The following is a 21,553-nucleotide window of genomic DNA, read 5'->3' on the forward strand; positions in this document are numbered from 1 at the left end:
CTACCTCTCGAAACCGCCCTTCCAGAGCCGATTCACGGCCGACGTGACGGGCACGAAGCAAGCCGACACGTGTCACACACGTTGTTTCCGCTGGTAGGCCGCTATCTCGTGCGGTCACAGCGCCTGTGACGACCTCATGCCCTCGCGGGACGACCCGCCTCCCGCAACGACCTTGAGCAGGAACCTGTGAAAGCGAAGAAGACACCGCAGCTGTCGACCGCCAAGCAGAGGGAACTCGGCGCTGAGCTACGACGAATCCGCATGCGCGCCGGCTACCTCGCAACCGACATGAGCCGCATGCTCGGCTGGCCCGCCTCCACCATCTCCCGTCTGGAAAGCGGCCTCCGCAATTACCAAGCGGGCGACATCGCCATCTACTTCGCCCGAGCGAAAGCCCCCCGCGAACTCGACGACCTGGTAGCCCTAGACCGACTCCCCGACGACGGCTACCAGGCCAGAAGCCAACCCATAGGCTTTCCCGACGACCTTCCACTCGTCAAAGTGCTCGACAGCGGCAGCCAGTCGGTCGCGGCTTAGGCCTCCGTCGAAATCCCACGGCAACTCCAGATCGAGCACCTCCATACGCGAAGCGCTCGCCAGGGTTGGACACGAGAGCGGATCCACCGTCGATACGACAGTCCAAACTCGACTTGCTAGCCAGCCCACGTCCCTAAAAATGTCGGGCCCTTCACCTTCTACCTGCACCAGAACACGCTTGACCTGACCGACCAGGACCTCTTGCTTACATATGAACAAGTGCTCCATCTTCTGCCCGTGTCGTCGCTGCCCAAGTTTCGCATTCACCTTGTTCCTGCAGAGTCCAGTGTCACTGACATTCGCACCGGGTTCACAATCTACGAACAAGATCAACACCGCTCGGTACTCCACCTCCAACAGCTCACAACAAGCCTCTTCCTGGAAAATGACCATGACATCTCGTTCTACGCCGGGCTACTAGAACGCATCGCCGACAAGCCACTCACTCGTCAACAGACTCAGGAGTGGCTCACCGACCCCCTGGCCAACCTTGAACATCGATGACGATCCAGCCTCGGCTTCGACAAGGAGGATTCCACGGTTGCGCTGGCCGATGTTCAGATAGGCCACCGAACACGGTCAGCTCCGATCGAACACAGAAGACAATGTTCCGGCGAGTGCTGATGTTTACGTGAGGATTCGCAGCGCCCAATATTTACAGGATCAATAAATTGCTACTCAACCGATAGGCGACGGATCATCCATAGACACTATCCACTCATGCCGCGACCTCAGTCTTGCCACGGCAGCTCTTTCAGAACCCTGACCGTCAAGTGTCTGCAACGAATACGTTCGTTAAGTATCTCTGTAATCTCGCCTGACGCAAGAACCCCGATCAGTTGCCTACAAGCACTGATGCCTCCTTGCCTCGGCTCTAGCACAAGTAAGTGATTGTCCACTGCGATCGGCACAGTTCCAGTTACTAAGACACCTCTAATTCGAGTCTCGCCCTCAGCGCTGGGACGGGAAGTACGTCGCACAGCGACGAAGGGGGGCTTGTAGAGTCGACCAGCAAACTCTCTACGACGGCTGGGCACCGACATGTCACTGTGGGCCGGAAGATCTCGGGCAGTAAGAAACGGCGTCGGGGGCCCTTCTTTCGGGTCACGGTTATCCACAACAGTTCCAACACGTACCAGGAACTTGTCCTCGACCCTCAGGTCGGCATCAGTGTTCCGCCACCAGGAGGTCATGGTTCGAGGTGGGCCGTACCCGCGGGCACGGAGAACCAACAGGAAGACATCGACATCGGCATGGTCGTCGAAGAGACCGAACTTCCGTACTTCAAGGACATCAGCCTGCGCTTCGACTACCGATCGCCATCTCTCGAAGTTTGAGCCGCTCCTCAACGAGTCGGGAAGGATCGCTATCAGATGACCTCCGGCATTCAAGTACCCGAGCGACTCAAGCAGGAAGACTGCCGCTGCCGACGTACGCCCCCCAGTCCAGGTGGAGCCAGGCGGCGCGGACACCCTCGTGTACGGGGGATTCAAAACAACGACGTCGGCTCGCTTCCCCTCGCCAGCCTTCAGGCGCGCAAGCGCATCACCAGTCTCTATGGAGGTCAAGACCCGATCAAAGTCTCTAATGGACGAACGCACTCTGCCCTGTTCAGCGATGTGACGTGACGCTGCGTAAAGCGCGAGACGTCGACGGGCGGCCCGGACGAACTCGTCATGAAGGTCCCAGCCCTGCAGTGAGCGGTTCCAACTACTCAAGGTAGCAAATAGGTTACCCTGGATAGGCAGTTGCTCGGCCGCAGTCAGCAGCAAGTCGCCCGCGCCACAGGTTGGATCCAGGTACGTCGTGCCTGGCAGGCGACCCAGGATTGCACTTACCTCAGCCCTGATCGGCGATGATGTGAAGAAGGCACCGACCCTTCGCCGAAACGCCAGCGGAAGCAATGCTCGAGCATCAGACGATGCCCGACCGTTGAGGTACGTCTCTGTAGCAACTTCGTAACCATCCTTGCCGCGCAGAACCCCGGCAAGGATGTCGTCAATCGAGTCACTATGCGCCGCAAACGGAGCACTCTCAGATGCGGCTGTCAACCGGCAACTCCTCATCATCATCGTAGCCAGAATCTAGCGTCTAACAGTACTGTGGGTGACAGCTAGCCTCGCCGACGACACGGCGACAGCAGGGACTCTCGAAGGGGGGATGCTATGACGATCGCAAACCTGCGGTTCGCTCCTGCCATACTTCAACGCCTAGGGGAAGAGCTCGTCCCGCATCCAGACCTAGGCGTTATGGAATTGATACGCAACGCCTACGATGCCGATGCTGAGACGTGCACGGTCGAACTCCAACACGCGGATGCATCCGGCGGCAGAGTTGTCATCAGCGATACCGGTGATGGAATGCGCTCGAACGAGATTCGAGACGGCTGGCTACTTCTAGGCAAATCACCGAAGGCCGAATCGACCTTGAGTCGAACCGGGCGCCGAAAAGTTGGAGAGAAGGGACTTGGGCGTCTCGCGGCTCTCCGACTAGGGCGCCACGTTGTCTTGACTACCCGACCACGCGAAGAGCCTGGAACTGAGTACGTCCTCAAAATCGACTGGGAGGACTTCGCCTCAGCAGAGACCGTCGAGGACGTTGGCCTAACAATCGAAAGGCACTCAACAACAGCCGAACCTGGAACCGTAATCGAGATACTCGACCTGCGTACAGGTTTTTCCTCTCGAGACATCGACAGACTGGCCCGTTCGGTGGTTCTACTCACAGGGCCTTTCGACGGGCCAGATGAGTTTACCGTCACTCTAGATGCACCAAAATTTAGAGACCTTGAACGACTAGTTCACGACAAGTATTTTGATGAGTGCGAATATCAAATTTTAGCCACCCTGGATGAAGATGGCTTAGCGAGTGCGCAGCTCGTGGACTGGCGAGGCAAAGAAATTGCGTCTGCTGATCACTCGGAGATCAGTTCTAGCGGGTTTGGTCGAAATAATCAGCCTATCCCACGCTACTTTGCCCCAGCAGCAACCTTCGAACTGTGGACTTTCAATCTCAGCAAAAAAGACTTCACGATTCGCAACTCAAGGCGCGCGGTACGTGAAGTCGCCAATTGGTTAAAGGTAGTCGGGGGGGTTCACCTATACCACCGCGGACTACGCGTACATCCATACGGCGACGAAGGCCACGACTGGCTCGACATGAACCTTCGGAGAGCCCGAAGCCCAGAACTTCGCCCGTCAACAAACACTGCCATTGGGCGCATAAGTGTTCAGGATGAGGAAAATCAGCTCACCCCTAAAACAGACAGAATGGGCTTCCTTGAAAACTATTCTTTTATGGACCTTAGGGAGTTTGGTCGAAATGTTCTAGACTGGGCAGCCACCAGGCGCCTGCAAGTTCGCGAAGACAGGAGAACACAGGAGAAGCAAGATGCCGAGTCTCGCGCAAGCCAAGCTTGGAGCAATGTCCAGGACCTAATAAAGAACATATCGCCCGCAGAACGCAAGGCACTGCAAAGTGCCACATCGGAACTGCGGCGAGCATACGACGAGAAGGTCTACACTATTGAACAAGACTTGCTCCTTTATCGAACTCTGGCAACAGTGGGAACAACGACCGCAGTCTTTGCACACGAAACCAAACGACCGGTTGGGCAGATAATATCGGCCGCTCAAGTCGTCGAGCGGAGGGCGAAGTCACTCATCGAGGACGCTGTATTTGATTCTCGCCTGGCTAAACAGATTGCCGCGATCACAACAGCTGCCACCTCATTAAGCACCTTTGCAGATATACCGCTACGACTACTTGAGAGCCAGAAGAGAAAATCACAGACTCTCGATATTAACCCAATTATTTCAGACGTAATTTCTATTTTCCAACCACATCTCGATCAAGCAAACATAATTATTTCCCTTGAGCAGGCAAGTGCAGGTGCGCCAGTTGTCACCATGGTAGCTTTGATCGAAGCAATTGTAGCCAACCTTCTTGCTAACGCTGTCTACGCTTTTACTCGACCAAATGATCTCGCCGACGCACAACGAACGATCTTAGTGGTCACGGAAGACAGCGAGGAAGTAGTGACCATGCGCATCCTTGACAACGGCCCTGGGATAGACACAGTCCAGCTACCAGTAAAAGATATCTGGCTACCCGGAAAGACGACCCGCGAAGACGGAACTGGCCTTGGCTTAACGATCGTGCGAGACATTGTTCAAGACATGGATGGTGAGGTCGAAGCACTTGCATCAAGCAGGCTTGGCGGCGCTGAATTTGTTATCCGGCTTCCCAGGGCGATGAGTCGATAGCCTCTCTGATAGAATCACGATTCCATCTTTAGAGGGGCAATGGCGATGGTGCATCATACGCTTTCGACTGGAGATACGGTCGCGATTATTGACGACGAGCCCGACGAGCAAGATAGGCTCAGCGACGGGGTTGAAGACGCAGATTTTAATCCTAACATAGTTGATCTTCCCTACAGCATAGACGAGCTTATACGTGAAATTTCAGAGACATCGTCCGCCGCCATCTGCGATCTACGCCTGACAAAGTTTAAGAATATTCCGTACTGGGGATCCGAGGTTGTGGCAAAGCTCAATCAAGCAAATATTCCAGCGATTTTAGTCAGCAGCGGTGTTAACGAGCGAACTAACGCCGAAGTTCGCAAATGGCGCGCAAACATTCCGCGACTTATTACACGGACAGAAGGTTCCGATCCTGTATCGCTCAGAGCCGCGCTCACCCTCGCCGACCGTGAGTTAGCCAAGAAATTTACCCCAGACCGCAAGCCGTATCAGACAGTCGTTAGAATCGCACAGGTGGAGGTTGATCATCCAGAGCCGATGGCCGAAGTGGTCGTAATCGGCTGGCACCCCGACAAAGAAGTTCTAGTGCCTCTGTCAGTTTTTACCGACGCTGTCGGCCCTATCTCCACTGAGATTAAAGATGAACGCTTCATTGCTGACGTCAATATCTATGCCGAGGACGAAGGCGACTTGTACTTCAGGAATATTCACAGGTCGCCCGCCCTGCCAGAAGAATGGTTGAGATAATGGGCGCGCGCGAACTTCAAGCCGTTGTTCTCGATGTTGGTCACGGAAATTGTGCCGTGATCCGGGACGGCAAAGAGGCTTTGATAGTTGATATTCCGCATGGCATACATGTTGCAGAAACTCTCGCCGCGCAGGATTGCACCGAGATACGTCACTTGGTTTTCTCGCACGCCGATAATGATCACGTCGGCGGCGCCAGCCAGCTGCTTAGCGATGATCGAGTCAGTATCGACAAGGTCTGGCTTAATACCGACGTCAAGAAGACAACCAAAAAGTTCATTGATCTACTACATCAACTTAACAACCTAGTTCGAGCAAAGAAGATTAAGCTCTCGGTAAACCTTAACAGTGCCGCATCGGGCGATCTGGATTTCGGCAGAGTAAGTATCGAAGTGATCCATCCTTCCGTAAGTCGTGCAATCGCTGGCCAGGCGACAGCAAAGGGTCATCCCATGGGCGAAATGACAACCAATGGAATGTCCGCTGTAATTCGCGTTCTACTTGCCGATAGGCCCTGTGTTCTTCTTGCAGGTGATGTTGACAGCGCCGGGTTTAACGAGATAGCGAATGAGGAAACGGTACTCAACGCAGACGTTCTAGTTTTTCCGCATCACGGGGGGCACGCATACGGGCCAAGCGATGAGGATTTTGCTTCGAGGTTCACTCGCTCTGTAGACCCGAAGGTCGTTGTGTTCTCTATGGGACGGGACATTTCCTACAAGAACCCAGATTTGAACATTCTCCGAGGCGTACGGAGGGCAGCACCCAAAGCTCACATAACCTGTACCCAGCTAAGTAAGCATTGTCAAGTCGAAGATATTACGCCCGGCAGCTCCGAAGCTGGAGAAGTCGCAGGGTGGCCAAGTCTTGCAAAATCGAAAACCCTGTGTTGCGCTGGCACCGTGCTTGTCGACATGACTGACGGCAAATTCACCTATACGCCGAACCGTGACGAGCATCACAAATTTATAAATCGCAGGATCGAAGATCCGCAGTGTGCTACTGAGACCTGATCTCGTCGCTGTCTTTGCCAGATTGATAACGATGTAGCTACCAGGTTGGCGGAACCCCCCAGCATAACGGATATGTGTTCCGCGCTCATGCAGTCGGGCATTGGTCGACTTTGAGCCGAGGACGCGTTCGAGGCGGGAGGATGCCGGCGAGCAGACTGCGGGCGTGGTTGCTGATCCGGGTCGCGGCTCCTGCGCAAGGCCTGCCAAGGACTGCCTTCGCCGACAGCTGCAGTCCGAACCACCTCACCTAACCCTTTGATACCCGAGCGCACCACGTCGGCACGACCCTTCACCGCGAGACGCACCTTCGCAGTGAAACTGTCTCTCCTGCGCGGCACAACCGGTTCGGTGAGCCGTTCTCTGCGCTGGGCCCGCGCTTGTGTCGAATTTGCATCCGGGAGTGATTCGACGACGCTTGGTTGCAGTCAAGTTCATCGAGACTCGGCCGAGCGGCTGCGGAACGTCATCTTCCGCAAGGTGGCCCCCCCCGCAGTCGAGCGGCTTCAACTGGAAGCTGGCCAGCCGGGCGGGATCCGTGTATGTCCAGCACCGGGAGGAACTCAGCTGCGAATTGTCGATCTGGGTGCGGGTGGTTGGTGCATATCCAGCTCTGCGAGCACCAGCGTGTCCATCACGTCCTCGACGTTCCGCCAGCGCCGAATGACCGGCGAAGCAGGCCTGCAGGTGCAGCGCGGTCCGTTCGCAACCGCGCCCGGCATCAATCTCGATCGATACGCACGCTTCGATCGAAGAGTTGCACCTCATCCGGAAAGGTGAAGACGTGTGGATAGTGAGCAACTCGCCCCTCGGACACACGCATTAACCCTACGGGGTGGGCGGATGGTCACATCGACCGTCCGCCTTTCTGCGTTCTAGATCATCTCGCTACCCGCGTCAGGGAATCAAACCCGGGCATCGGGCGCTTACACGGGCGTGAAGACGATTGGCTTTCTCTCGTTCGGCCACTGGTCGGCGAGTGCGCACTCCGAGACCCGGTCCGCCGCCGACTTCCTGCACCAGTCGATCGACCTGGCCGTCGCGGCCGAGGAGCTCGGCGTGGACGGCGCGTACTTCCGCGTGCACCACTTCGCGCGTCAGGCGGGGAGTCCGTTCCCGTTGCTGTCGGCGATCGGTGCCCGGACGTCGAAGATCGAGATCGGGACCGGCGTGATCGACATGCGCTACGAGAACCCGATGTACATGGCCGAGGACGCCGGCGCGGCCGACCTCATCTCCGGCGGGAGGCTGCAGCTCGGGGTCAGCCGGGGATCCCCGGAGCAGGTGATCGACGGCTGGCGCTACTTCGGCTACGGGCCCGCGGAGGGGCAGACGGCGGCCGACATGGCCCGGCAGCGCACCGAGGTCTTCCTCAAGCTGCTCGACGGCGAGGGGTTCGCGCAGCCGAACCCGCGTCCGATGTTCGCCAATCCGCCGGGGCTGCTCCGGCTCGAGCCGTACTCCGAGGGGCTGCGCGACCGGATCTGGTGGGGATCGAGCTCGAACGCGACCGCGGTCTGGGCTGCGGAGCTGGGCATGAATCTGCAGAGTTCCACTCTCAAGGACGACGAGACGGGGGAGCCGCTGCACGTTCAGCAGCGCAAGCAGATCGAGGCCTACCGCGAAGCCTGGAAAGAGGCCGGTCACGAGCGTGAGCCGCGGGTGTCGGTCAGCCGCAGCATCTTCGCGTTGACCAGCGACCTCGACCGCGCCTACTTCGGCCGCGATCGCGACTCGCGCGACCAGGTCGGCATGATCGACGAGACGACCAGGGCGATCTTCGGGCGGTCGTACGCCGCCGAGCCGGACGAGCTGGTGCGGGAGCTCAAGGCGGACGAGGCGATCCAGGCCGCGGACACCTTGCTGCTGACCATCCCGAACCAGCTCGGCGTCGAGTACAACGCGCACGTGCTGGAAAGCATCCTCACCCACGTGGCGCCGGAGCTCGGCTGGCGCTGAAATGCGCGATTCGGCCGATGGCGGGGGAGGCCGGCGTGGTTACGATCGACGCAATCCCCGGCCATCGGAGGTCCCATGAGACTGCCCCGATTCCGCTATCTGCTCGGCCTGGTCCTGGCTCTCTGCCTGGCCTCGCCGCCCACCGCGCAAGCGCACGCTCCCGCCCCGCTCGGCGGCGGGAGCGTGCTGCAGAACAGTGCTTCGTCCCGGTGCACGGCGGGATTCGCCGCCGTCTCGGGTAATACCGGCTACCTCATCGCGAGTTCCGCTTGCGGCAAGGCAGGCGACACCGTCCGCAGCGCGGGGCGCGTCGTCGGGGTGGTCGTGGCGGAACAAATGCCGCCGACCGGCGCGATCGTCATCCGGGTGACCAACACGACCGACTGGCGGCTCGTGGGATCCATTCCGCCCACGGACGGCCGGGTGACGATCACCGGCTCGGCCGAAGCCGCGGTCGGCGCGTCGGTGTGCCGATACGGCTCGACGACCAGCTGGCGGTGCGGAACCATCCAAGGGAAGAACCAGTCGATCACCTTTCCCTGGGGAACGCTGACCGGGCTGACCCGGACGTCCGTCTGCGCCGAGCCCGGGGACAACGGCGGGCCGTTCGTGAGCGGAACGCAGGCACAGGGAGTGCTGGTCGGCGGCAGCGGGAATTGCTCCAGCGGCGGCACCACGTACTTCGTCCCGGTCAACCGGATCTTGTCCGCCTACGGGCTGACCATTCTCACCGGGACTAGCTGAAGATCACCGAGCGCAGCAGAAGTCTGTCCGAGCCGCGGCCACCATAGGGGCGGAGCGAAAAGTAGGAATCGCTCGAGCAATCGTCGTCCAGGAACACCACCGCGGTCGAGTCGGTGTCGTTGCGCGGGCGGAAGGCGTCGACGTCCCAGTCGGCGATCTCGGGGATCTCGATGCACTCCCCGCTGGGCGGATCGACCAGGACGCCGACCTGGATCTCTTCGTGTTCGTCGTAGTAGCGGTAGGTGAATTCGCCTTCGGCCGCGGAAGCCGTCGCCGGAATCGTGAGGAGCAGGGCGGCAACGCCTGTGACAGCGAGGAAAACGCTCCGTGCGCGCATGGACGAGTCCTTTCGGGAGAGTCGGGATCCTTCGACGTTAAGCCGAAGATCGACATCTCCGGTAGGCCTCGCGCCGACGTCCACCCGCCGGTGCCGGTGGCGGACCTGATCGTGGGTCGGGCGACCCCGATCGGTGACCGATGCTCGAGGAACTCCAGGTTTACGATCATGATCATGCGCTTCGCCATCAAGACTTCGCCCCAGGACACCGTTTGGTCCGACATGCTCGCCGTCTGGCAGGTCGCCGACGAGATCGAACTCTTCGAATCCGGCTGGACCTTCGACCATTTCTATCCCATTTTCTCCGATTCGACCGGTCCGTGCCTGGAGGGGTGGGTGACCCTCACCGCGCTCGCCCAGGCCACGAAACGGCTCCGGCTGGGCACGCTGGTCAGCGGGATCCACTATCGGCACCCCGCGCTGCTCGCGAACATGGCCGCCACGCTCGACATCGTTTCCGGTGGACGCCTGGAGATCGGGATCGGCGCCGGCTGGAACGAAGAGGAGTCCGGCGCGTACGGCATGGAACTCGGCACGATCAAGGAGCGCAGTGACCGGTTCGAGGAGGGCTGCGAGGTCCTCGTCGGGCTGCTGACCCAGGAGACCACGACCTTCCAGGGCGAGCACTACCAGCTGACCGACGCCCGCTGCGAACCGAAGGGCGTGCAGAAGCCGCACCCGCCGATCTGCATCGGCGGCAGCGGCGAGAAGCGGACCCTGCGCACGGCCGCGAAATACGCCCAGCACTGGAATTTCGTCGGCGGCACACCGGAAGAGTTCGCGCACAAGCGCGAGGTCCTGCACCGGCACTGCGCGGACATCGGCCGGGACCCGAGCGAGATCACGCTGTCCTCGCACGTCCGCCTCGGCGTAGACGGTGACTACGCCAAGGTCGCCGCGGACGCCGAGGCCCTCGGCGAAGCGGGTGTCGACCTGGCGATCATCTACCTGCCGCCGCCGCACACCCCCGCCGTTCTGGAGCCCCTGGCGAAGGCTCTCGAACCGCTGCGCTGAGCCGACGGACCGGCCCGCACGTGGTCGCGTGCGGGCCGGTCGCGCGTTCAGGGCTCACTTCTTCAGCACGACGCACGCCAGCGTCGCGGCGGCGCAGGTGCTGAATCCGACGAGCAAGGCCCAGACTTCCAACGTCAACACGACGTAGGCCACGGCGGTGCCCGCCAAGGCCAGTAGTACGACCCCTCGCATCCGTCGACCCTCCCTGTCGAAGCGTTTGCGATTAATCACTTTACGGAGCCATGGCCACGCTGACAACAGGCGAGACTACCGAAAGTATGCGAGTCGTCGAAAAGTGCTGTTCAGGTCGGTTGGTGCTGCGGAATCCGCAGGAGTGATCCACTCGCGCGATGACTGGAATAATCGGATTAGGTTCAGATTTCAACTATGCGACTAAGGCGTCCGCGCGGACGGCGAGAAGCGCCATTGCGTAACCGGCCGGTCTCGCTATACGGTGGCCGAACTAGAACAGGTTATAGTTCTGGACGGTGGGCGGACCGAGGAGCGGAAATGGCGAACAGGGCTGCGCGCGGCGACGAGGCCGACTACGTGGTCGTCGGATCGGGCAGCTCGGGTGCCGCGATCGCGGGCAGGCTGGCGGCGTCCGGTGCCAGCGTGATCGTGCTCGAGGCGGGCAAGACCGACGAGCGGATGCTGGTCAAGAAACCGGGCCTGGTCGGCCCGATGCACGCGGTGCCCCAGCTCAAGAAACCCTTCGACTGGGGCTACTACTCGGTGCCACAGAAACATGTTCTCGATCGGCGGATGCCGGTGCCCCGCGGCAAGGTGGTCGGCGGCTCCAGCTCCATCAACGGCATGGTCTACGTGCGCGGCAACCGCGCGAACTTCGACTCCTGGGCCGCCGAGGGCAACAAGGGCTGGGACGCCGACAGCGTCAACGCCGCGTACAAGCGGATGGAGGACTTCGAGGACGGCGAGAGCGAGTTCCGCGGCGCGGGCGGACCGATCCGGGTCACCCGCAACAAGATCCCGCAGGAAGGCACGCTGCAGTTCGTCCAGGCGACCGCCGACGCGATCGGCTGCGACATCCTCGACGACTACAACGCCGAGTCGCAAGAGGGCGTCAGCCGGATGCAGCAGAACGCCGCCGACGGCCTGCGCTACAGCGCCTCTCGCGGGTACATCCACGGTCTCGCGCCCGCCACGCTGCAGGTCCAGTCCGGGGCGCTGGCGAAGAAGGTCCTCATCGAGAACGGCCGCGCGGTCGGCGTCGAGGTCGTCGACGCGGACGGGAGCCGGCGCACCCTGCGCGCGGGCAAGGAGGTCATCCTCTCGGCCGGCTTCGTCGGCTCCGCGCAACTGCTGATGCTGTCCGGGATCGGCCACGCCGAACACCTGAAGGAACACGGCATCGACGTCGTCGCGGACCTGCCGGTCGGCGACAACCTGCACGACCACATGTTCCACGCGCTGACCTTCCGCGCGTCGTCGAGCAAGAACAAGGGCACGCCGCCGTACTTCGCGACCGGCATGGTCAAGGAGCTGATGCGGCCGGGCACGACCTTCCTGGCGAATTCGGTCTTCGAGGCGGTCGCGTTCCTCAAGACCTCCCAGGCCACCGAGGTCCCCGACCTCCAGCTGCACCTCCTGCCGTGGGCGTACGTGACGCCCAACCAGGACGCGCCGATCCGGCACGACGTCGACAAGCGGCCCGCGCTCACCGTGCTGACCACGCTGATCTACCCGAAGAGCCGCGGCACGCTGCGCCTCGCGTCGGCCGATCCCACGGCGGCGCCGCTCATCGACTTCCAGTACCTGTCCGACCCGGCCGATCTCGAGGTGCTCGGCGAAGGCTCGGAGATGGTCCGCGAGATCTTCGCTTCGAAGGCGTTCAACGGCTCGATCAAGGAAGAACTCCACCCGGGCAAGGCACTCCAGGGCCAGGAGCTGCGCGACGCGATCCTGAACCGCGCGACCTCGGTCTACCACGGCGTCGGCACCTGCCGGATGGGCGTCAACGAGCTCGCGGTCGTCGGTCCCGACCTCAAGGTCCGCGGCGTCGAAGGCCTGCGGGTCTGCGACGCCTCGATCATGCCGTCGATCACCGGCGGCAACACCAACGCGCCCGCCATCATGATCGGCGAGATGGGCGCGCAGCTCGTGCTCTCGGACAACTGACCGACGGAAAGAGGGCCATGACCGTCACACCGCTCGCGCTCACCCGTCCGGCGTCGGTGACCGACGCGTTCCTACGGCGGATCGTCGCCCGGGTGCCGGGCTCGTCCGGCGCGACCTGGAAGCTCACCGAGGTCTACACCGGCGACCTGCTCGTCGAACTGCCCCAGTCGACACCCGCCGACATCGAGCAGGCGTTCACCACGGCACGCGCCGCACAGGAGAAGTGGGCCGCCACGCCGCTCAAGAGGCGGCTGGAGGTGTTCAAACGGGCGCACACCCTCTTCGTCGACAACGCGCCGGCCGTCACCGACCTCATCCAGGTCGAGAGCGGCAAGAACCGCCGGATGGCGATCGAAGAGACCTGCGATCCGGCGATGGTGATGAGCCATTACCTCACCCGCGCGGCGAAATTGCTGGCGCCGGCCAAACGCGGGGGACCGGTCCCGTTCCTGACGACCTCGACCGAGGTCCGGCAGCCCAAGGGCGTGGTCGGCATCATCGCGCCCTGGAACTTCCCTTTCGCCACCGGCATTTCCGACGCCATCCCGGCGCTGATGGCCGGGAACGCGGTCGTGCTGAAGCCCGACAACAAGACGGCGCTCTCCCCGCTGTACGGCATCGAGCTGCTGGAGCGAGCCGGACTGCCGAAGGGGCTGTTCCAGGTGGTGTGCGGCGAAGGCCCGGACGTCGGACCCACGCTCATCGACGAGGCGAACTACGTGATGTTCACCGGTTCCACCGCCACCGGCCGGGTGATCGGCGAACGGGCGGGCCGCAACCTCATCGGCTGCTGCCTCGAACTCGGCGGCAAGAACCCGATGATCATGCTCGAAGACGCCGACCTGGCCGAGGCCGTCCAGGGCGCGATCTTCGGCGCCTTCGGCAACACCGGGCAGATCTGCATGCACATCGAGCGGATCTACCTGCCGGAATCCCGCTACGAGGAGTTCAAGAACGCGTACGTGGCCAAGACCAAGGCCCTCGACGTCCGCGCCGCCTACGACTTCGGCCCCGACATGGGCTCGCTCGTCTCCGTCGACCACATGAGCCGCGTCAAGTCACACGTCGAGGACGCCGTCGAGAAGGGCGCCACCGTCCTTTGTGGAGGAAAGCCCCGGCCCGACCTCGGCCCGGCGTTCTTCGAACCGACGATCCTCGAAGGCGTCACGAAGGAGATGCTCTGCGGCGTCACCGAAACCTTCGGACCCGTTGTCGCACTGCACAAGTACGCCACGGTCGACGAGGCCGTCGCGCTCGCCAACGACACCGAGTACGGCCTCAACGCCTCGGTCTGGGGTGGTGACGTCGACGCCGCCCGTGCCGTGGCCGCGCGGATCGAGTCCGGCAACGTCAACATCAACGACATCCTGGCGACCGCGTACGCCGCCAAGGGGACGCCGTCCGGCGGCGTCAAGAACTCGGGCGTCGGCGCCCGCCACGGGGACCAGGGCCTGCTCAAGTACACCGACGTCAAGAACGTGGCGGTGCTCAAGAAACAGGTCATGGGCCCCCGCGGCGGCCAGACCTACGAGAAGTACGTCGAGGGGATGCTGTCGGGGCTGAAGCTCATGCGGCGCTTCCGCATCCGCTAGACGTCGTCGGTGTGCTGCGGCGCGGCCAGCACACAGGCGATGCTGAGCACGCACATGCCGATCAGCAGGCCGATGGCGGGCCAGACACTGCCGGTTGCCTGGAACAGCAGCGTCGACGCCAGCGGGGAGAGACCGCCGAAGAGCGCGCCCGCCAGCTGATAGGACAGCGAAATGCTCGTGTACCGCGCTCGCGGGCGGAACATCTGCGACAGGATGGCGGCGATCGGGCTGTAGGTCGCCGTCATCGCCAGGCGCATCGCGACGAACGCCGCGATGATCAGCACCGCGTTCTTGGTCGAGAGCACCAGGAACTGCGGGGCCGCGAGCACGGCGACACCGACAAGGCCGATGACGACCACCCGCACCCGGCCGAAGCGATCGCCGAGCCAGGCCGCGCCGAAACTGACGGCCAGTTCCACGAAGGCGGCGATGGTGAGCGCGTTGAGCACAAGCGATTCGGAGACGCCGACGGCCGGGTCTGTCGCGTACGCCGTCGCGAAAGTGGTGACGAGGTAGTAGCCGCCGACCGCGACGGGCAGCACGCAGATGCCCAGCAGGATCGGTTTCCAGTTCGTCCGCACCGCGTACAGGATGGGGACGCCGGTGTCCTCGGTGGTCTCCTCGAAGACCGGTGACTCCTCGACCTTCAGGCGCACGAGGAGCCCGACGCCGATGAGCAGCACGGACGCGAAGAAGGGGATCCGCCAGCCCACCGTGCCGAGCCATTCGGTGCCGCCGATGCTCAGGAGGCTGAACAGGCCGGTCGCCAGCAACGCGCCCGCCGGATTCCCCGCCTGCGCGAAGGCGCCGTAGAAGGTCTTCTTGCCCGGTGGCGCGTGTTCCACGGCCATGAGCACGGCGCCGCCCCATTCGCCGCCGACGGCCAGCCCTTGGACGAACCTGAGCACCACGAGCAGGATGGGCGCCCACGCGCCGATCTGGCCGTATCCGGGCAGACAGCCGACCAGGAAGGTGGCCGCCCCCATCATGGTCAGGGTCACCACGAGCGCGGTCTTGCGGCCGATCCGGTCGCCGATGTGCCCGAACACGATGCCGCCGAGCGGCCGGGCGAAGAACCCGACAGCGTAGGTGGCGAAGGCCGCCGCGACCCCGGTCAGCCGGTCGCCCGTCGCGGGAAAGAACACGGTGCCGAAGACGAGGCTCGCGGCCGTGGCGTAGATGTAGAAGTCGTACCACTCGATCGTGGTGCCGACGAAGGCCGCGAGCCCGGCCCGGCGGGCACGGCGGAGCGACTGGGTGTCGGTTCGGACGGTCATCGGGCCACCTCGCCGTCGATCCAGGTTTCCAGCACCTCGATGCCCGCGATCCGGGCGGGGTCGCAGGTGAGGGGATTCTCGCCGAGGAGCACGAAATCGGCGCGTTTGCCGGGGGTGATCGAGCCGAGGTCGCGTTCACGGCCGAGCACGCGAGCGCCGGCGATGGTGTGCGCGGCGACGGCGGAGCGGACGTCGATCAGCAGCTCGTCCCCGCCGAGCCGGTGACCGCGCCGGGTCGTCCTGGTGACCGCGGTCTGGATGGCTTCGAGCGGGTTCGGCTCGGCGACCGGGGCGTCCGAGCTGAGCGTGACCGGCACGCCCGCCGCCTGGAACTCGCCGAGGGGGTTGAACCGCTCGCCGGGGGTGCCGACGGCGTCGGTGACACCTTCGCCCCAGTTGAAGTAGTGCTGGGGCTGGTTGACCGGGTGGACGCCGAGCGTGGCCATCCGCTCGATCTGCTCCGGCGACGGCAGCCCGCAGTGCTCGATGCGGTGCCGGGCGTCAGGCCGGGGATTTCGCCGCTGCGCGTCCTCGATGGCGTCGAGCACCATCGCGATCGCGTCGGGGGACTGGGCGTGGGTCGCGGTCTGGAGCCCGGCCTCGTGCGCCTTGGCGATCAGCGCGGAGTAGTCCTCGGGGTCGTGGTAGAGCTGTCCGGTGCGGCACGGGTCGCCGACGTAGCCGTCCGGGAAGTACGCGGTCCACCCGCCGAGCGTGCCGTCGGCGTAGAACTTGATGCCCGCGAAAGCGAGCCGAGCGGTGCCGAAAGCGCCGTGCAGCCCCATTTCCAGGGCCTGGTCGAGCAGATGCGACAGCAGGTACATGTGCACACGCGTCTTGAGCCGCCCGGCTTCGTCCAGCCTCAGGTACATATCGAATTCGCGACGCGTGACCTGGGCGTCGCCGATCGCGGTCACGCCCGCGGCGAGGAACTTCTCCTGCGCGGCGGCCAGTTGCCGCGCGTGCTCCTCCGGTTCGTCCTCGAGGTGGAAGTTCGGCCCGTGCCGCCCGACCTTCACGCCGGTGACCCCGGTGAGGATGTTGCACGCCGCGTCCGAAAGCTCTCCGGTGAGTTCGCCGTGCTCGTCCCGGAAGAACACGCCACCGTCGGGATCCGGGGTGTCGCGGGTGACGCCGTTGCGCCGCAACGTGAAGCCGTTGACAACGCCGCCGTGCCCGCTGGCGTTCATGAGGTAGACCTCGCGGTCATCGGCGACCGCGTCGAGCTCTTCGGAGCGGGGATGGCGTTTCTCGGCGAGGTTGCGGTGTTCGTAGCCGTAACCGCGGACGGGCCTGCCTGCCGGAGTGCTGTCGGCCGCCTCACGCAGCAGCGCGACGATCTCGGGGATGGTCGAAGCCCGCTCGGGACCACAGTCCACCCAGGTCATCATCTGCCCGTACATCAGCGGATGCGCGTGCGGATCGATGAAACCGGGCAGGAGCGTGCCCGGCAGCCGCCGCACCTCGGGATCCGGGTGCCCGAGGCTCGCCGCACGGGCGCGGCACTCGTCCACCGAGCCGACCGCGGCGATCTCCTCGCCGAACACCAGGACCGCGTCCGCGCCTTCCGTGGCGTCGTCGACGGTCACCAGTTCTTCGGGAAGCAGGATCGTCGCTGTCGCGTCGAGGACTGAACGATCGAGGGGCAACAGGCGCATCGCGCGGACTCCTGGGGTTCGACGGTGAAGGCGGGGGTCGCGGCGGTGAAGGTAAACGACGACGGCGGGTGAGGCAATCAGATCACTCGTGTACTGACGGTATTCACAATCGATATGACGGAAATCGGGTGCATAACGGTATATCTCTGCTGCTCTGAGGGGTCATCGGCCGATGATATGGTGCGCCTCGCCGTCGGAAATCCAGTAGAGGAGAATCACCGTGGACGACGCGCTGGTCGCGGCCTTGCGCGCGGACGGTCGGATGAGCGTGGCCGATCTGGCCAAGCGGATCGGTGTGTCGCGTTCGGCCGTTTCGGCCCGGCTGGAGCAGCTGAAGACCGATGGTTCGCTCAACGTGATCGCCGCGGTCCATCCGGAGTTCCTCGGCCTCACCGCGTACGCGCATCTCGCGATCCGCACCTCGGGCCGGTCCCAGGCGACGACGGACGCCATCGCGGCGCTGCCTGCCGCGGCGTTCGTCTCCGCGGTGAGTGGGGAGTACCAGACCGTCGCCGAACTCCGCCTGCCCGACTCCCCGGCGCTCTACCGCACGGTGGCGGACATCCGCGGCCTGCCGGAGGTGGAGCAGGTCAACACCCTCGTCTACGTGGACGTGGTCAAGGGCCTGTTCATGCCCGGCCGTCCGCTGCCGCCCTGGTTGCGGCTGGACGACCGCGACCTCGCCATCATGCTGCGGCTGCAGGCCGACGGCCGGGAGAGTTTCGCGCGCACCGCCGAACATGTCGGGCTGTCACCCTCGGCCACGCGCACCCGGGTGCGCTACCTCGTGGAGCACGACGTCATCCGGATCGCGCCGGTGCTCAGCCGCGCCCGCCCGGACGCCGGCCTGGTCTGCGGGATCGGCCTGAACGTGCGGGGCGCCGGGGACGCCGTGACCGCGGCGCTCGCCGCGCGCGACGACACCGAGTTCCTCGCCAGGACCATCGGCCGGTTCGACGTCGTCGCCACCATCGCGGCGCAGTCCGCCCGCGACCTCGACCGGACGCTGGAGGAGATCAGCGGCAGGCCCGACGTGGTGACCGCGGAGACCTGGGTCCACCTCCGCATCGCCAAGGAACGCTACGAGTGGCCTTTGCCGACCGCAGAGGAACTCGCGCGACGCTAGTCGTTGTCCAATAAGACTTTCCGGATCTCGGTCTTGAGCACCTTGCCGATCTTGGACCGGGGGAGATCCGGCCAGATCAGGATCTCCTTGGGGGTCTTGATGCTGCCGAGCCGTTCCTTGACCGCGGCGCGGAGTTCGACGGCGGGCGCTTCCCGGCCCGCGTGGAGCTGGACCACGGCGGTGATCTGCTCGCCCCATTTCTCGTGCGGCAGCCCGATCACCGCGCAGTCCCGCACTGCCTCATGGGTCATGAGCGCCTGCTCGACCTCGGCCGAATAGACGTTGAAGCCGCCGGTGATGATCATGTCCTTGGCGCGGTCGACGATGTAGAGGAAGTGGTCCTCGTCGAGGTACCCGATGTCGCCCGTGTGATGCCAGCCGTGCGCGCTCGCTTCCGCCGTCGCCCCGGGATTCCGGTAGTACCCGGGCATCACCAGCGAACCGCGGACGACGATCTCGCCGCGTTCGCCGGGCGGGAGCAGCTCGCCCGTGCCGGACATGATCGCGACCTGGGTGAGCGGGGTGGGCCTGCCCGCGGAGGAAAACCGTTCGAGGGCAAGCGATCCGTCGGGACGGACGTGTTCGGCGGGGGAGAGGGTGGAGATCATCATCGGGGCCTCGCTCTGTCCGAACAACTGCCCGAAGACGGGGCCGACCCGGGTGATCGCTTCGGCGAGTTTGGTGGCCGACATCGGGGCGGCGCCGTACCAGAGGCATTGCAGTGACGAGAGTTCGGTGGTGTCCAGCGCCGGGTTGTCGAGCAGGAGATAGATCAGCGTCGGCGGCAGGAAGGTGTGCGTGATCCGGCGGCGTTCCACCAGGGCGAGGAACTCGCCGAGATCGGGGGAGGGCATGACCACGATCTCCCCGCCGAGCGTCATGACCGGGAAGCAGAGGACACCCGCCGCGTGCGTCAGCGGCGCGAGCGCCAGGTAGCGAGGGCGTCCGGCGAACGGGTAGCTCATCAGTGTGAGCGCGGACATCGTCTCGACGTTCGTACCGCTGAGCATCACCGCCTTGGGACGGCCGGTGGTGCCGCCGGTGCCGACGAGCAGGACCAGGTCGTCCGGCGGCGTCTCCTCCCACGGTTCGGCGCCGACGCCGTCGATCCAGTCGGAGAACGGGACGGCGCCGGGCATCGAGCCGTCGAGACAGACCACTGTGGACAGTTTCGGCAAGCCGGGGAGCATCCGGGAGACGAGCGGCGCGAAGGACTCCTGCACCAGCAGACAGGTGCAGTCGAACAGGTCGAGCAGGTCCGTGTTCTCGGCCGCCTCGTTGCGCGGGTTGACCGGGCACCACACGGCGCCGGCCCGGCTGATGCCGAAAACGCAGCCGAACGACCGGGGATCGTTCCCGGACAGGATCGCCACCTTGTCGCCCGGCCGGACGCCGGACCGGGCTAGCGCCCGCCCCACTCGCCACGACTGTTCCCGTACGTCGCCGTAGCTGAGGGACACGTCGCCCATGGTGAGGCAGGGCGCCGCCGGATCGAGGGAAGCGCCCTTGTCGAGATAGTCGGTCAGTCGCACGCGCTCGTCCTTCCGGTCACATGCCCATGCCGCCGTCGACCGGGAGCCCGGCCCCGGTGATGAAGCGGGCCGCGTCGGAGGCGAGGAACACGACGGCGTCGGCCATGTCCGCGACCTCGCCGAGCCGTCCGGCTGGAGTCTGCCCGACGACCGCGCCGATGGCGTCCTCGACGCTCGGGAACAGGCCGACCTCGACGACGTCCTGCGCGAGCTGATTGCCCATCTGGGTGGGGACGAGACCGGGGTAGACGCAGTTGACGCGCACGCCGTAGCCGAGTTTCCCGGCCTCCATCGCGGCCACCCTGGTCAGGCGGTCGACCGCCGACTTCGTCGCCGAATAGCCCGCGATACCGGGGAAGGCGATGGTCGCGGCGACCGAGGCGATGTTCACGACGGCGCCACCGGCGCCCGCGGGACCGCCGGGCCGCATCGCGCGGAAGGCGTGCTTCACGCCGAGGGCGGTGCCCAGCACGTTGACCTCGAGCATCTTGCGCACGTCGGCGGGGTCCAGGTCGGCGACGAGCCCGGTGATCTCGACACCGGCGTTGTTCACCACGATGTCCAGCCCGCCGAGTTCGCCGATGACCGCGGTGACGGCCTGTTCCCAGCTCTGCTCGTCGGTGACGTCCAGCCGGACGAAGCCCGCGGTGGCGCCTTTCTGCTTGATCTGGTCGGCGGTGGCGCGCCCGAGATCCTCCTGGACGTCGCCGATGACCACCGAGGCGCCCGCCAGGGCGAGCGCTTCGGCCATTCCGGCTCCCAGGCCCTGCGCTCCACCCGTGACCAGGGCTTTCCGGCCCGAAAGGTCGTACGAACCCATGGACTTCTCCTCCTTGAGACGGTCCGCGGTTGCGGTGTGGGTCACATCCTGAGCTTGTTTTGGACAATCGTCAAGATTTTCTTGGACAGTCGTCAAGGTTTCCGCGACGCTAGACTGTGGGGCCCGCGACAGGCGCGGGCTCCGGACCGACGGGAACTCGTGGTGACCGAGACGAGCGAGCGGATCGCACGCCGGAGCGTGGACAAGTTCGCCCAGCGCCGGGCGGAACTGGCGGAGTCCACGCTGCAGGCGTTGTCCGAACTGGGGTACGCCAGGACGAGCCTGCGGGAGATCGCGCAGAAGTCGAACTTCTCGCACGGGGTGCTGCACTACTACTTCACCGACAAGGTGGAGCTGCTGACCTACGCGGTCCGCAAATTCGAAGAAGTCTGCGTGACCCGTTACGACGAGGCCGTGGCCACGGCGCAGTCGGCCGAAGATCTCGAACGGGGTTTCGGTGCCGCGATGGCGGGCACGTTGCGAGCCGACGCCGTCATGCACCGGCTGTGGTACGACCTGCGGAACCAGAGTCTGTTCGAGGAGGCTTTCCGCGCCGACGTGCTCGAGATCGACGCTCAGCGGCAGGCGATGATCTGGCGCGTCGTGGAGCGCTACGCCGAACTCGCCGGGGCGTCCCCGGTCGTGACGCGGCCGGTCGCTTACGCCGCTTTCGATGGCCTGTTCCAGCAGGCGCTGCTGCACCATCTCGCCGGCGAAGAGGGCGCGGGGGATGAGCTGGCGAAGGACGCCGAGTCGCTGCTCGGCCGGTTGGTGACCGGCGGCTGACGTCCTGCCG

At 64.1% G+C, this 21,553-nt stretch carries 18 protein-coding genes and 2 pseudogenes; 13 read left to right on the forward strand and 7 right to left on the reverse strand.

The window, feature by feature from the left end:
* Positions 1 to 186: 186 nt before the first annotated feature.
* From IE302_RS00790 to IE302_RS42615, 3 genes and pseudogenes are all read left to right on the forward strand, one after another.
* Positions 187 to 537 (forward strand): helix-turn-helix domain-containing protein, encoded by a 351-nt coding sequence (locus tag IE302_RS00790; RefSeq protein WP_191250719.1) that lies wholly within the window; start codon positions 187 to 189, stop codon positions 535 to 537.
* A 159-nt stretch (positions 538 to 696) separates the two neighbouring features.
* Positions 697 to 1,041, forward strand: a pseudogene (locus IE302_RS00795) (Scr1 family TA system antitoxin-like transcriptional regulator); the annotation flags it as partial.
* 545 nt (positions 1,042 to 1,586) lie between these two features.
* Entirely contained in the window at positions 1,587 to 1,874 is a 288-nt protein-coding gene (locus tag IE302_RS42615; protein WP_229907531.1) for a hypothetical protein, read from the forward strand.
* A 144-nt stretch (positions 1,875 to 2,018) separates the two neighbouring features.
* On the opposite strand, the pseudogene IE302_RS43220 reads toward IE302_RS42615, so the two are convergent.
* Positions 2,019 to 2,609 (reverse strand): annotated as a pseudogene (locus IE302_RS43220) (N-6 DNA methylase); the annotation flags it as partial.
* A 93-nt stretch (positions 2,610 to 2,702) separates the two neighbouring features.
* Here IE302_RS43220 and IE302_RS00805 point away from each other — a divergent pair.
* The 5 genes from IE302_RS00805 to IE302_RS00825 all read left to right on the forward strand — a co-directional run bounded on the left by IE302_RS00805 (position 2,703) and on the right by IE302_RS00825 (position 9,262).
* The gene (locus tag IE302_RS00805) at positions 2,703 to 4,802 is read left to right on the forward strand and encodes a sensor histidine kinase (RefSeq protein ID WP_191250725.1); all 2,100 of its coding nucleotides are present in this window, start codon (positions 2,703 to 2,705) and stop codon (positions 4,800 to 4,802) included.
* 39 nt (positions 4,803 to 4,841) lie between these two features.
* Positions 4,842 to 5,549: a hypothetical protein gene (locus IE302_RS00810; RefSeq protein ID WP_191250727.1), complete on the forward strand. Its 708-nt coding sequence runs from the start codon at positions 4,842 to 4,844 to the stop codon at positions 5,547 to 5,549.
* Entirely contained in the window at positions 5,549 to 6,562 is a 1,014-nt protein-coding gene (locus IE302_RS00815; protein WP_191250729.1) for a ComEC/Rec2 family competence protein, read from the forward strand. Before IE302_RS00810 ends, IE302_RS00815 begins: the two co-directional genes overlap by 1 nt.
* 933 nt (positions 6,563 to 7,495) lie before the next feature.
* The gene (locus IE302_RS00820) at positions 7,496 to 8,518 is read left to right on the forward strand and encodes an LLM class flavin-dependent oxidoreductase (protein ID WP_191250731.1); all 1,023 of its coding nucleotides are present in this window, start codon (positions 7,496 to 7,498) and stop codon (positions 8,516 to 8,518) included.
* A gap of 75 nt (positions 8,519 to 8,593) precedes the next feature.
* Entirely contained in the window at positions 8,594 to 9,262 is a 669-nt protein-coding gene (locus IE302_RS00825; protein WP_191250733.1) for a S1 family peptidase, read from the forward strand.
* On the opposite strand, the gene IE302_RS00830 is transcribed toward IE302_RS00825, so the two are convergent.
* The gene (locus IE302_RS00830; protein ID WP_191250735.1) at positions 9,255 to 9,599 is read right to left on the reverse strand and encodes a hypothetical protein; all 345 of its coding nucleotides are present in this window, start codon (positions 9,597 to 9,599) and stop codon (positions 9,255 to 9,257) included. The two genes, IE302_RS00825 and IE302_RS00830, sit on opposite strands and share 8 nt — an antisense overlap.
* A 174-nt stretch (positions 9,600 to 9,773) precedes the next feature.
* Here IE302_RS00830 and IE302_RS00835 point away from each other — a divergent pair, with 174 nt between their 5' ends.
* Positions 9,774 to 10,613 carry a TIGR03560 family F420-dependent LLM class oxidoreductase gene (locus IE302_RS00835; protein WP_191250737.1) on the forward strand — a complete coding sequence of 280 codons (840 nt, stop codon included), beginning with the start codon at positions 9,774 to 9,776 and terminating at the stop codon, positions 10,611 to 10,613.
* Positions 10,614 to 10,667: 54 nt separating this feature from the next.
* On the opposite strand, the gene IE302_RS00840 is transcribed toward IE302_RS00835, so the two are convergent.
* The gene (locus IE302_RS00840; protein ID WP_191250739.1) at positions 10,668 to 10,805 is read right to left on the reverse strand and encodes a hypothetical protein; all 138 of its coding nucleotides are present in this window, start codon (positions 10,803 to 10,805) and stop codon (positions 10,668 to 10,670) included.
* A gap of 318 nt (positions 10,806 to 11,123) precedes the next feature.
* Between IE302_RS00840 and IE302_RS00845 the strand changes: the two genes are divergently transcribed.
* Entirely contained in the window at positions 11,124 to 12,752 is a 1,629-nt protein-coding gene (locus IE302_RS00845) for a GMC family oxidoreductase (protein WP_191250741.1), read from the forward strand.
* Positions 12,753 to 12,769: 17 nt separating this feature from the next.
* The gene (locus tag IE302_RS00850; protein ID WP_191250742.1) at positions 12,770 to 14,344 is read left to right on the forward strand and encodes a succinic semialdehyde dehydrogenase; all 1,575 of its coding nucleotides are present in this window, start codon (positions 12,770 to 12,772) and stop codon (positions 14,342 to 14,344) included.
* Here the strand turns inward: IE302_RS00850 and IE302_RS00855 are convergent.
* Positions 14,341 to 15,621 carry an MFS transporter gene (locus tag IE302_RS00855; RefSeq protein ID WP_191250744.1) on the reverse strand — a complete coding sequence of 427 codons (1,281 nt, stop codon included), beginning with the start codon at positions 15,619 to 15,621 and terminating at the stop codon, positions 14,341 to 14,343. The genes IE302_RS00850 and IE302_RS00855 overlap by 4 nt on opposite strands.
* The gene (locus IE302_RS00860; protein ID WP_191250746.1) at positions 15,618 to 17,279 is read right to left on the reverse strand and encodes an amidohydrolase; all 1,662 of its coding nucleotides are present in this window, start codon (positions 17,277 to 17,279) and stop codon (positions 15,618 to 15,620) included. Before IE302_RS00860 ends, IE302_RS00855 begins: the two co-directional genes overlap by 4 nt.
* A gap of 220 nt (positions 17,280 to 17,499) precedes the next feature.
* Here IE302_RS00860 and IE302_RS00865 point away from each other — a divergent pair, with 220 nt between their 5' ends.
* Positions 17,500 to 18,405 carry an Lrp/AsnC family transcriptional regulator gene (locus IE302_RS00865; RefSeq protein ID WP_191250747.1) on the forward strand — a complete coding sequence of 302 codons (906 nt, stop codon included), beginning with the start codon at positions 17,500 to 17,502 and terminating at the stop codon, positions 18,403 to 18,405.
* Here the strand turns inward: IE302_RS00865 and IE302_RS00870 are convergent.
* Positions 18,402 to 19,937, reverse strand: a complete 1,536-nt coding sequence (locus IE302_RS00870; RefSeq protein WP_191250749.1) for an AMP-binding protein — start codon at positions 19,935 to 19,937, stop codon at positions 18,402 to 18,404. The two genes, IE302_RS00865 and IE302_RS00870, sit on opposite strands and share 4 nt — an antisense overlap.
* A 16-nt stretch (positions 19,938 to 19,953) precedes the next feature.
* Positions 19,954 to 20,802 carry an SDR family NAD(P)-dependent oxidoreductase gene (locus IE302_RS00875; protein WP_229907532.1) on the reverse strand — a complete coding sequence of 283 codons (849 nt, stop codon included), beginning with the start codon at positions 20,800 to 20,802 and terminating at the stop codon, positions 19,954 to 19,956.
* Positions 20,803 to 20,919: 117 nt separating this feature from the next.
* On the opposite strand from IE302_RS00875, the gene IE302_RS00880 reads away from it, so the two are divergent.
* Entirely contained in the window at positions 20,920 to 21,543 is a 624-nt protein-coding gene (locus IE302_RS00880; RefSeq protein ID WP_191250751.1) for a TetR/AcrR family transcriptional regulator, read from the forward strand.
* Positions 21,544 to 21,553 lie beyond the last annotated feature (10 nt).

The organism is Amycolatopsis oliviviridis (assembly GCF_014654365.1).
GTDB lineage: Bacteria > Actinomycetota > Actinomycetes > Mycobacteriales > Pseudonocardiaceae > Amycolatopsis > Amycolatopsis oliviviridis.